8 protein-coding genes are annotated in these 11,061 nt (G+C 40.5%); 7 read left to right on the top strand and 1 reads right to left on the bottom strand.

From position 1 onward, the window contains the following. The first annotated feature begins 233 nt into the window (after nucleotides 1–233). The 5 genes from alr to NGR58_RS05855 all read left to right on the top strand — a co-directional run bounded on the left by alr (nucleotide 234) and on the right by NGR58_RS05855 (nucleotide 6,584). Nucleotides 234–1,754, top strand: a complete 1,521-nt coding sequence (gene alr / locus NGR58_RS05875; protein ID WP_258088676.1) for an alanine racemase — start codon at nucleotides 234–236, stop codon at nucleotides 1,752–1,754. Between the two features lie 10 nt (nucleotides 1,755–1,764). After that, nucleotides 1,765–2,127 (top strand): type II toxin-antitoxin system PemK/MazF family toxin, encoded by a 363-nt coding sequence (locus NGR58_RS05870; protein WP_258088675.1) that lies wholly within the window; start codon nucleotides 1,765–1,767, stop codon nucleotides 2,125–2,127. 83 nt (nucleotides 2,128–2,210) lie between these two features. Continuing rightward, on the top strand, nucleotides 2,211–4,514 hold the full coding sequence (gene helD, locus NGR58_RS05865; RefSeq protein WP_258088674.1) for an RNA polymerase recycling motor HelD: 2,304 nt from the start codon (nucleotides 2,211–2,213) through the stop codon (nucleotides 4,512–4,514). Between the two features lie 90 nt (nucleotides 4,515–4,604). Further along, entirely contained in the window at nucleotides 4,605–5,624 is a 1,020-nt protein-coding gene (gene trpS / locus NGR58_RS05860) for a tryptophan--tRNA ligase (RefSeq protein WP_258088673.1), read from the top strand. A gap of 30 nt (nucleotides 5,625–5,654) precedes the next feature. Next, nucleotides 5,655–6,584, top strand: a complete 930-nt coding sequence (locus NGR58_RS05855) for a Ppx/GppA phosphatase family protein (RefSeq protein ID WP_258088672.1) — start codon at nucleotides 5,655–5,657, stop codon at nucleotides 6,582–6,584. Nucleotides 6,585–7,483: 899 nt separating this feature from the next. Here the strand turns inward: NGR58_RS05855 and NGR58_RS05850 are convergent. Then, the gene (locus NGR58_RS05850) at nucleotides 7,484–8,539 is read right to left on the bottom strand and encodes a Gfo/Idh/MocA family oxidoreductase (protein WP_258088671.1); all 1,056 of its coding nucleotides are present in this window, start codon (nucleotides 8,537–8,539) and stop codon (nucleotides 7,484–7,486) included. Nucleotides 8,540–8,688: 149 nt separating this feature from the next. Between NGR58_RS05850 and NGR58_RS05845 the strand changes: the two genes are divergently transcribed. Beyond that, nucleotides 8,689–9,534: an NAD(P)H-hydrate dehydratase gene (locus NGR58_RS05845; RefSeq protein ID WP_258088670.1), complete on the top strand. Its 846-nt coding sequence runs from the start codon at nucleotides 8,689–8,691 to the stop codon at nucleotides 9,532–9,534. A gap of 77 nt (nucleotides 9,535–9,611) precedes the next feature. Then, the gene (pepV, locus tag NGR58_RS05840; RefSeq protein WP_258088669.1) at nucleotides 9,612–11,030 is read left to right on the top strand and encodes a dipeptidase PepV; all 1,419 of its coding nucleotides are present in this window, start codon (nucleotides 9,612–9,614) and stop codon (nucleotides 11,028–11,030) included. Nucleotides 11,031–11,061: the final 31 nt, after the last annotated feature.

Raw genomic sequence — 11,061 nt, 5'->3', positions numbered from 1 at the left:
TTCCGTATTTTATAAGGCGGAATACCTTGTAGATACATTGTGACAGCTTCAATTTGTACTTCTTTTGAAAACATAGTAAAACCCCGTAAGTTTTGGAAATTACTCCAACTTACGGGGTTCAGTTCATCTCAACCTTTTTTGCTATCTTTTTTGTATTCATTAAGTAAAAAAATAGTCAAACATTGATGGTCTATAGAGGGTATAATGAATATAATATTTTCGGAGGTATGTACATGATTGTTGGACATGGAATTGATGCACAGATTATTAGTCAGGTTAGTGCCGTTGCTGAACGACGCCCCGGATTTGTTGATGTTATTCTGACGCCAGCAGAACGTGCGGTTTATGATTCAAGAAAAGGCAAGCATCGTCAAGAATTTTTAGCGGGCCGATTCTCAATCAAAGAAGCCTATAGCAAAGCAATTGGGACCGGTATTGGTTCACAAGCACATTGGCAGGATATTGAAATTTTACCTAATGAAGCTGGACAACCTATCATGGTCAAGCACCCTAGACAAAACCAAGCTGTTGTACATATTTCAATTTCACATACTGGTGACACTGTTCACAGTTCAGTTATTTTAGAGAAGACGACTACGCCAGCAATAGCAGAGGAAAATCACGAGAAAGTTGCGAATCAAGCCGTTATTAGTACCAGACGACCCGCTTGGATTGAAATTTCAGCAAGCGCGATTGCACAAAATATTGCCGTGGTACGTGAATTGACTGATACGCACCATTTTATCGCAATCGTGAAAGCCAATGCCTATGGTCATGGCTTGGCACAGGTCGTGACTGCCGCCAAGAAAGCTAGTGTCGATGGATTTGGTGTGGCAACTATTGATGAAGGCATTTGGCTACGTCAGTATGGTGTGATGGAACCAATATTTATATTAGGAGTAACACCAGCTGACTATGTTGATGAACTTGTAACATATCAACTAATACCAATCGTCACGAGTGAAGCATGGTTGGATGCTGCAAGCCGTAAATTATCTTCTCAGGCAACCCTAGTACTATCAATTGGTGTTGATACGGGAATGGGTAGAATTGGTATCCGACATCCGGAAGAACTACAACGGGTCGTTGAGAAAATTAATCAAAATGATCAATTGATTCTGAAAGGCATTGGGATGCATTTTGCAACAGCTGATGAGAAAGACCAGACATATTATCAACAACAGGTGAAAACTTGGCATAAATTGGTTGATGATTTACCATTACCTAGTAATACCTGGCATCATCTAGCAAATTCAGCAACATCATTGTGGCATGAGCAGCCAAGTGAAGATGCAATACGTGTGGGTGCTGCTATGTATGGCTTTAATCCTTCTGGTAAAGAAATAACAGCAGATAAATTGACGCCAGCATTGACGTTAAAAGCTGAGCTTGTTCACGTTAAAGAAGTAGCGGCTGGTACTGCAATTTCCTATGGTGCAACGTATACAACTACGCAATCAGAATGGATTGGTACGTTACCACTCGGGTATGCAGACGGTTACGCACGTCAATTGCAGGGAATGTATGGCTTATTGCCAGATGGTCGACATGTTGAAATAATTGGGCGTATTGCCATGGACCAACTGATGGTACGTTTACCTGAAGACATGCCAATTGGTACCGTTATTACGCTAGTTGGTAAAGTAGGCCAAGAAGAGATTACATTGGCAGATTTGGCGGAGCATTTAAATACGATTCCGTATGAAATTGCAACTAGTTTATCAACACGCTTGCCACGAAAGTTAGTAAAGTAAAGAGAGATATATGGCTAATAAAAATGAGATGAAACGTGGTGATATTTTTTTTGCTGATTTATCACCCGTAGTTGGATCGGAGCAAGGTGGTCAACGTCCGGTCGTGATTGTTCAAAATAATGTCGGGAATCAACATTCCCCAACTGTAATTGTTGCACCAATTACGGCTAAAATAGCTAAACCTAAGTTGCCAACGCATGTTGGTTTACCGGCCGAATCGGCGAATACGGGTATTGGAAAAGATTCTGTTATTTTGTTGGAGCAAGTTCGAACGCTTGATAAGCGTCGTTTGCAAGATAAAATTGGCCTTGTACCAGCAGAATTGGTTGTTAAAATTGATCAAGCCCTATTTATCAGTCTTGGCTTAGTATAATGAAATAATCTGTGGATGGGGTTGGGACAAAAAATAGTGTCCCAACCTCTTTATGCTTAAAAAATATGAAAGAGGGGGTAGACATGCATCAAGAACAGGCGACTGAACAAAAAAGGTTAGATACTGTCGTACAAAAAATAGATCAACAATTGTTGGAAGCAAAAGACGCCTATGCAAAGGCTCACTCAGAAACACGAGCCGTTGAAAGCAACTACATTGCTAACACATCAATTAACACGGCTGAAGTTGATGATTCAATGGAGACTAACGCCGAAATCCAACAACAACGTAATATTGTGGCTCGTGTCACAGAGACCGAGAATATTATGGCCAAATCCGTAGACACTCTAACCATGTTACGTCCAAATCCATATTTTGGTCGGGTAGATATTGTTGAAGATAATTGGCCAGAAACACTCTATATTGGTTTGGCATCTCTTCAAGATGATGAAGGTGAGTTTTTAATTTATGATTGGCGGGCACCAATTAGCGGTGTTTATTATAATGGGACTTTAGGACAAGTTAGCTATCCAACTCCTAGTGGTGAGCAGACGGTTGATTTACAGAAGAAAAGACAATTTGTTATTAGTGATGCCAAGATTACGAACATGTTTGACACGAATGAAACTGTTGGTGATGAAATGTTGCAATTTGCACTAGGCCAGCAAAATGATGAAGTGATGCGAAATATTGTTGCAACGATTCAAAAGGAACAAAATCAAATTATTCGCGATACAACGAGTGATTTATTAGTCGTTCAGGGAGTTGCTGGTTCCGGGAAAACATCAGCTATCTTGCAGCGAATTGCATTTCTGCTTTTCCACGCACGTGAAGCCCTTAATTCCGATCAAATCGTGCTTTTTTCACCAAATCGTCTATTTTCGAGCTATATTGCGGATGTCTTACCATCATTGGGTGAACGGAACATGCGTCAGGTCACATTAGCTGAGTTTTTCAGTGCGCGTTTGCAGGGGTTGACGGTACAAACCTTATTTGATCGTTATGAACAGGAACAACAAGTGATTGGATCGGCTAGTCGACGTATTCGTGAAGTACTCGAAAGTGCTGATATTGTTACATTTATTCAGCAATACGTTGCGCAATTATCGACGAAGGACTTACATTTTGTTGATATTTATTATGAAGATAAGGTGTTTTTTAGTGCAACAGAGTTAGCTAGTTATATGGCATCATTGTCTGATAATTATTCAGTGCGCGAACGTATTGATAAAGTTCAAAAACATTTTATGAAGGTGTTGATGGATCGTATCGATAGTTTGCAGGATGCTGATTGGGTATTAGAAGAATTGGATAATCTGACAGATCAGGAATATCAAGATTTACTTGGTGATGAAGACGTTGAAGAAACATTGGTATCTGAAAATGTTGATGATGTTATTTCATTGGTAGCTAAGCGGTATCTAATGAAACATTGGCAGGTTATTGATGATGCTTTGTATAATAGTTTCTATCTTGATATTTATGAGCAATATGTGGCCTTCTTGGCGTATATGGGTACGCAGGATGAGTCACATGCCGATTGGTGGGAAGCTAAACAAGAGCGATTTGCAAGGCAATTAGAGTACCATCGCATTGACTTAGAGGATGCAGCACCGTTGCTATTTTTGCGAGATGCTTTAACTGGTGGTGGGACAAATCAGGCGATGTCATACGTGTTTGTGGATGAAATGCAAGATTATGCGTTATCACAATTGTTGTACTTAAAACACGCATTTCCCAAAGCAAAATTTACGGTATTAGGTGATTCTGAGCAGGCTTTGTTTCGGGCTGTTGAAACTCCACAAGCCCTCCTGAATAAATACGCCCAAGCCTTTGCTGCAAAACAGCCAACCTTGATTAAGTTGAATAAAGCCTATCGTTCAACACAGGAGATTATGAATTTTGCTAAGGCCCTGCTACCAGATGGTGAAGATATTATCACCTTCACGAGACATGGGGATAAGCCGTTGTTGCTTCAAACGGAAGCAACGCAGGTTGATGGTGTGTTAACAAATGAGGTAGCACGATTACGTCAAAAGTTCCAAACGGTGGCTATTTTGACTAAAACCGCTGACGAATCAACGTCAGTAATGGATGCTTTACGCAATTATCCAGAAACAGTACAATTGCTACATGCGACGGATCGTTCACGTGTGGCGAATGTCTTAGTGATGCCCATTTATTTGGCGAAGGGATTGGAGTTTGATGCCGTTATTGGCTATAACGTTTCACAAGAAAATTATTCGGATGGTAAAGCAACTGGCTTACTATACACTTTGGCATCACGTGCGATGCATGCGCTTAGTTTGATTAGTATTGGGCAAGTATCTAGGTTGATTACACGTGTGCATGAGACGATTGAAAATAAACAATTACATAATAACTGATGAAACGCTTGTTATCGTCTTAAAAAACTTTTACAATTGGTTTTGACGAATTTGATTTTGTGACTATGTCACAATGGAAAGAAGAAAAATATGACTGAAAAGAAAGTTTTGTTAACTGGCGATCGCCCGACCGGTAAACTCCATATTGGACACTATGTTGGTTCATTAAAAACCCGAGTTGCAATGCAAAACTCTGGTAAATATGATCCTTTTATTATGGTAGCCGATAAACAAGCATTTACTGACAATGCTCGTAATCCTGAAAAAATTCAAAACTCTCTTTTGGAAGTCGTTTTGGACTATTTAGCAGTTGGCATCGATCCCGCGAAGACAACGATTTTCGTGCAATCTGCCGTACCAGAACTATCAGAATTAACAGAATACTTTTTGAACTTAGTATCAGTGGCACGTGTGCAACGTAATCCAACTGTTAAAGCTGAAATCCAACAAAAGGGATTTGGTGAAAGCATCCCAACTGGTTTCTTTATTTATCCCGTGTCACAAGCGGCCGATATTGCCCTATTTAAAGGACAAGTCGTGCCGGTTGGGGATGACCAGAAACCAATGTTAGAGCAAACACGTGAATTGGTTCGTACGTTCAATCGTTACTACAATACTGATATATTGGTAGAGCCTGAAGGTATTTTTCCACCAGAAGGACAAGGACGTATTCCTGGTCTAGACGGTAATGCGAAAATGTCGAAATCTTTGGGCAATGCGATTTACCTAAGTGATGATGAAGAAACACTTTGGACTAAGGTAAAGTCAATGTATACCGATCCAACCCACGTACGTTTGTCAGATCCAGGTCATGTTGAAGGTAACATGGTATTTACTTACCTTGATATTTTTGATGAAGATAAAGCATATGTTGCTGATCTAAAGGCACAATACGAAGCCGGCGGATTGGGCGATATGAAAATTAAAAAATATTTGTTTGAAGTATTAAACAAAGAATTAACACCAATTCGTGAACGTCGTGCACAATATGCAGCGGATAAAGACGCTGTTTTGGATATTGTGAAGGCGGGATCTGAAAAAGCCCGTACTATCGGTCAACAGACGATGGCGGAAGTTCGCCATGCAATGGGAGTCGATTACTGGGGTTAATGATTAATTGATACCTTGAAGGAGCATGAAATGAGTTATTTGGCAGTCATTGACTTGGGTTCAAATTCAACCAGAATGGTGGTTGAGGAACTACAAGATGATGGAAATTTTGTTGAATTACACCGACGCAAATTAGATACGCGTTTGGCAGAAGGCATGGATGAAAATGATGGTGAATTAACGGACGCGGCAATGACGCGGGTTGTTGATGCACTATTAGAATTCCAGCAAGATTACATGATGTTTGATGATGTGACGGTGGTTGGCATTGCAACGGCTGCCGTGCGTGAAGCAGAAAATCAAGCTGAATTCTTGGACAAGGTTTTTCGAGCAGTCGGTGTCGAAATTCGTGTGTTAACGGGTGACCAAGAAGCTTATTATGATTATTTGGGTGCTGCATCAGCATTGGATATACCAGATGCTTGGTTACTAGATACAGGTGGTGCTAGTGTTGAACTAGTTGGTATTGAAGACCGAATGGCCACAAATATGATGAGCTTACCTTTTGGTGCGGTCAACTTATCTGAAAAGTTTAAGTTGAATGTTGCAGGGGTGGTATCACCAGAAGTACTTGCTAAGGCCACTAAGTATGTGAATAATCAGTATGCTAAATTACCTTGGTTGGATGATACGGTTACATTACCAATTATTTTATTAGGTGGCGCTAACCGATCACTAGCTAGGTTAGATCGAGTACAACATGGTTTGGCCGCAGATTCTGATTTTCATGGCTATGAAATGACGACGGCAGCCGTCATGGCAATTTATGAAAAGTTGATTAAGATGACTAGATCAGAACGAGAGGAACTATTAGGGCTAGAGGCTAATCGTGCGGATATTATGATCAGTGGGTTGTTACCATTGGTTGAATTGATTAAACGTACGGGTTCTAATAAAGTTGTCTTTTCATCTTCAGGAGTACGCGAAGGGCTCTTACAAGAGTATCGTATGAATAATTAAAAAATAAAAGAAGTCGAAGCTTTCCGGTTCAAATCGGAAAGCTTCGACTTCTTTTATGTAAAACAGGCCTTATAGCTGAATGCTAAACGCTGGGTGTCACGCTCTCATAAACGCGATAAATTTTCAATCCAGCCAATATAACACCAACAATGCCTGCATGCCTACGCAGTCGCTGCGGCGAAGCAGTCACTGTTAGCGTTATATTGACTGTCAAAACGAAAATTTATCAGCTCTGCATTAAACGCGATAAGCTGCCAGTCCGTCAAAAATAAGCAATAAATATGTCACACACCTACGCAGTCGCTCCGGCGGTGCACCAAATTTATCACTTATTTTGGACTCCAAAACAGCAACTTATCAGCTCTGCATTAAAAAAACCGCCGGTACGTTGACCCGCGGTTACTTTTGTTATATCTATGAAAAGTATAACAAGGAGAGCACTTGAGTTTGCTACCCTATATTCAATTGTAGTGGCAATGTCTAGAGGCTTAATCTGCAGATTTAAGCGACTGTCGCTAGCACTACCGAAACCAAATACATCTTGCTCGCAACTACTACTCATCCACATTTATTCGTTTAAAAAGCGAACCGTGTCGGGAGCAGCCTCCAAATCAACATACATGTTTTCACCCTTAACTATAAGAGCTATCGTATATTGTTGAAGTAACCGATGCTAATGTCTGCAAGACTGTCAATTCATGACTTAATGTTTATCATTCAAAATGTGATACGAAGTTATATCTTGCATCATTACTGTGACACGCCCATATGGATTTTAGTAGCTAAAGCGATGTTTGAGGTTGAAAAGAAATCAATTTTCAAATCATCTACCTACCTTTCCTTTGGTACATGATTATAGTAACATCTATTGGAAGCGGTTACAAATATAAAGCTTCGGATTAACGATCAAAATTTACAATATGTGGGTTAGCGCCTGTTGCACCAGCCTCTAATATGCGCATGGTTGTTAATAATTGATTATCAGATACTAATTTTGGTTGTTTGTTGACGAGTGTTTCAAAAATGGCATCGTAAACAGAACCATAGTCACCTTGAATAGAAGGGATGAACTTTTCTAAACGATCATTATTTTGATTGTAGTAAGTAACTTTGCCGTAATCTTGCGGTGCATCTTGGCCGAAACCAGAATCGCCTGGCATAATGCCAGTTTTTAAATCATATTCTTGTTGGTCAATATTGTGCTTGATATAAGATCCCTTAGTGCCGTGGAGAATCCACTTAGGGTAGTGGTTAACAATTGTTTCGCTCGACTGGACAGTTGCCTTAAAGGCGTCTGGGTAAAATAAGTTCACCTCAAATTGGTCGGATAGTGTTGCTGATAAATCGCGCGTTGATCTTAAATCATAGGCAACTGTTTGTGGTGCACCAAATAGTGAAACAATTTGGTCAACTAGGTGAGCGCCATGGTCAAACCAGGTCGTCTCGATGGGGCTACCAGTTAATTTGGCGTCATTTGGTCGATAATGATCCATATGTAATTCAAGCTCAACAGGTCGACCGACATAACCAGCGTTTAAGACATGTTTTAGTGTTAAAAAGTCACTATCAAAGCGTCGGTTTTGGAACGGCATGAAAAATAGACCTTTTTGGTTAGCCAAGTCGACCAATTCTGAAGCTTCTTGGGCCGTTGCCACTAAAGGTTTGTCGACTAAGATGTTTTTACCAGCAAGCAGTAATTGGCGAGCAACTGAAAAGTGGGTTGGTGCCGGAGTAACGATGATGACTAAATCGAGTGTTTTGTCAGTTATAATATCTTGGATATCTGTTGAAAAAATTGTCCCTGTTTTTTCAAGAGCCGCCCGTTCTTCAGGGCGTTTATCAATGTGCGGTGCAACAACGCGACTAATATGAAATTTATCAGGTCGTTGACGGACATATGGGATATGATAGCGATTGGTACTTTTTCCAAATCCAACATAAGCGATGTTAAGCATAAGTAGCCTCCAAAGTGTGTTTTGATACTATTTTCACGTAATTCATGTATTTGTGCAATAGATGTTAGAATAGTAATATGAAATAGAATGATAAGTGAGTTTTTATACAAAGGTATAAGCGATATTTTAGGAAAAACTGGAGAATCACCATGGTTAGTGAACTAAAATCAGATATTTTACATGAAGTTATTTTAAGGCGACCTGATCAAAGTCATAAAGGGGACTATGGTCATGTGCTGCTGATTGGGGGAAGTTTACAATTTGGTGGCGCTATTTTAATGGCCAGTCAAGCAAGTGTTGGTGCCGGAGCAGGGTTAACTTCAGTAGCAACCGATAAAGTGAATTTAACGGCTTTGCATGCCCGAACACCAGAAGCAATGTTTATCGACTGGGAAGATAGTGACCAGTTGGTAGAAAACATAAAAAAGAATGATGTGATTGTTATTGGACCAGGCTTAGGTACTGATCAAAAAGCGGTTGATTTGGTCAAACAAGTATTTGCAACCGTTAATCAAAATCAAATTTTGGTAGTTGATGGGTCAGCATTGACCATTATGGCCGAAAATCATTTGATGTTTCCTCGGCAACCATATACGATTGCCACACCACATCAAATGGAATGGGAACGTTTGAGTGGTGTGCAATTAAATTATCAAACAGAGCATCAGTTAAATGAAGTACAACGCCAAATTTTGAATTTGGATGTGCTGGTATTAAAGCAACATCACACGTTGATCTATGCGCAGGATGAACTTCGTCAGTTGTTGATTGGTGGAGCCTACCAAGCGACTGGTGGTATGGGAGATGTTTTGGCTGGTACGATTGGTGGCTTTGTTGGCCAATTTAAAAAGAACCATTTAAAGGCGGTGGAAGCAGCCGTCTATGCGCATTCGATGATTGCCCAGGAAATGGCTAGACATAGTTACGTTGTGAAACCATCTTTCATAGCAGATGCTTTACCAAACTATATGGCACGTATTCAATCTAATTTATAAAGCATACATGGGTCGGTGCGAATTTCCATAAAGAAGTGTATAATTGAAAAGAATGTTAATCGTGGAGGAGTTAAATAATGACAAAACAATGGCGTGCTGAAGCGTTGAAATATGAAGATGATTTACTAAAAGATTTAAAAGAAATGTTGGCAATCAAGTCGGTTCGTGATGATGAAGCAGCAACGTCCGATGCACCTTTGGGACCAGGTCCTAAAGAAGCATTGTTGAAGTTTGAAGAGTTTGCTAAGCGTGATGGTTTCCGTGTGGGTAACTATAAGAATTTAGTTGCTTATGCTGAGTTAGGTCCTGAAGATGCTGAGGAAACAGTTGCTATTATTGGTCACTTGGATGTTATGCCAGAAGGTGATGGTTGGACTAAAGACCCTTGGACACCAGTTATTGAGGATGGTCGTCTATATGCCCGTGGTGCATCTGATGATAAAGGCCCAACCTTCGCAGCTTATTATGCGTTGAAGATGATCAAGGAAATGGGACTAAAGCTAAACCGTAAGTTAGTATTGGTAGTTGGAATCGATGAAGAATCTGACTGGACTGGTATGGATGAATTCTTCGCTGAGTATGGTGAACCAACGATGGGATTCTCACCAGATGCTGAGTTCCCAATCATTAATGGTGAAAAGGGAAATGTGTCAGTTGTGACACGTTTTGCCGGTACTCAAGGTGGCTCATTGAAGCTTCTTTCATTTACTGCTGGTCAACGACCAAACATGGTACCTGGTGTAGCGAAAGCAACAGTTGAAACAGCTGATGCCGACGCGTTAGTAGCTGCTATGCAAGCCTACTTAACTACTGAAACTCGAGTTAAGGGTGAAGCAACAGTTGATGGTAACCAGGTAGCTGTTACCTTCTATGGTAAGCAAGTTCATGGTTCCATGCCTGAAACTGGTGAAAATGCCGGAACTTACTTAGCTAATTTCCTACAAGATCAAGACTTTGGTGGTAATGCACAAGGCTTCTTGACATTCTTGGGGACGAAATTACATGATGACACGGTTGCGGAAAAGATTGGTGCTAAGAAGCATGATGAATTAATGCATGATTTGTCGATGAATGTAGGAATCCAACGCTTTACTGATGGGCAAGATGGTTTTGTTAACGCGAACTTCCGTTACCCACAAAATACAACGGCCGATGAAATTGAAAAGCATGTTGCGCAGTCATTACCTGCTGGATTCGATGCGGTCGCTAAGCAAGAAGGTCATGCACAAGTGCCACATTATGTACCTGGTAATGATCCACTTGTACAAACGTTGTTACAAGTTTATCGTGAGCATACTGGTTTGCCAGCTGATGAGCAAGTTATCGGTGGTGGTACATTTGGTCGCTTACTAAAGCGTGGTGTTGCCTTTGGTGCCATGTTTGAAGGTACGCCTGATACGATGCATCAAGCTGATGAGTTCTATCCAGTTGCTGATTTGACGCGTGCCATGGCTATTTTTGGTCAAGCCATGTATGAATTATCAAATGTGGAATAGTTTTAAAATTGAATAATTATTAAAAGTTAGC

This window comes from Weissella fangxianensis (genome assembly GCF_024718545.1).
In the GTDB taxonomy this organism is placed as follows: Bacteria; Bacillota; Bacilli; order Lactobacillales; family Lactobacillaceae; genus Weissella; species Weissella fangxianensis.
Note: the sequence above shows the minus strand (reverse complement) of the source record. Positions and strands in the feature narration are given on the sequence as shown.

Excerpts from the sequence above, each read along its gene's own strand:
- alr (WP_258088676.1), top strand. The coding sequence starts at position 234 with ATGATTGTTGGACATGGAATTGATGCACAGATTATTAGTCAGGTTAGT.
- NGR58_RS05870 (WP_258088675.1), top strand. The coding sequence starts at position 1,765 with ATGGCTAATAAAAATGAGATGAAACGTGGTGATATTTTTTTTGCTGAT.
- helD (WP_258088674.1), top strand. The coding sequence starts at position 2,211 with ATGCATCAAGAACAGGCGACTGAACAAAAAAGGTTAGATACTGTCGTA.
- trpS (WP_258088673.1), top strand. The coding sequence starts at position 4,605 with ATGACTGAAAAGAAAGTTTTGTTAACTGGCGATCGCCCGACCGGTAAA.
- NGR58_RS05855 (WP_258088672.1), top strand. The coding sequence starts at position 5,655 with ATGAGTTATTTGGCAGTCATTGACTTGGGTTCAAATTCAACCAGAATG.
- NGR58_RS05850 (WP_258088671.1), bottom strand. The coding sequence starts at position 8,539 with ATGCTTAACATCGCTTATGTTGGATTTGGAAAAAGTACCAATCGCTAT.
- NGR58_RS05845 (WP_258088670.1), top strand. The coding sequence starts at position 8,689 with ATGGTTAGTGAACTAAAATCAGATATTTTACATGAAGTTATTTTAAGG.
- pepV (WP_258088669.1), top strand. The coding sequence starts at position 9,612 with ATGACAAAACAATGGCGTGCTGAAGCGTTGAAATATGAAGATGATTTA.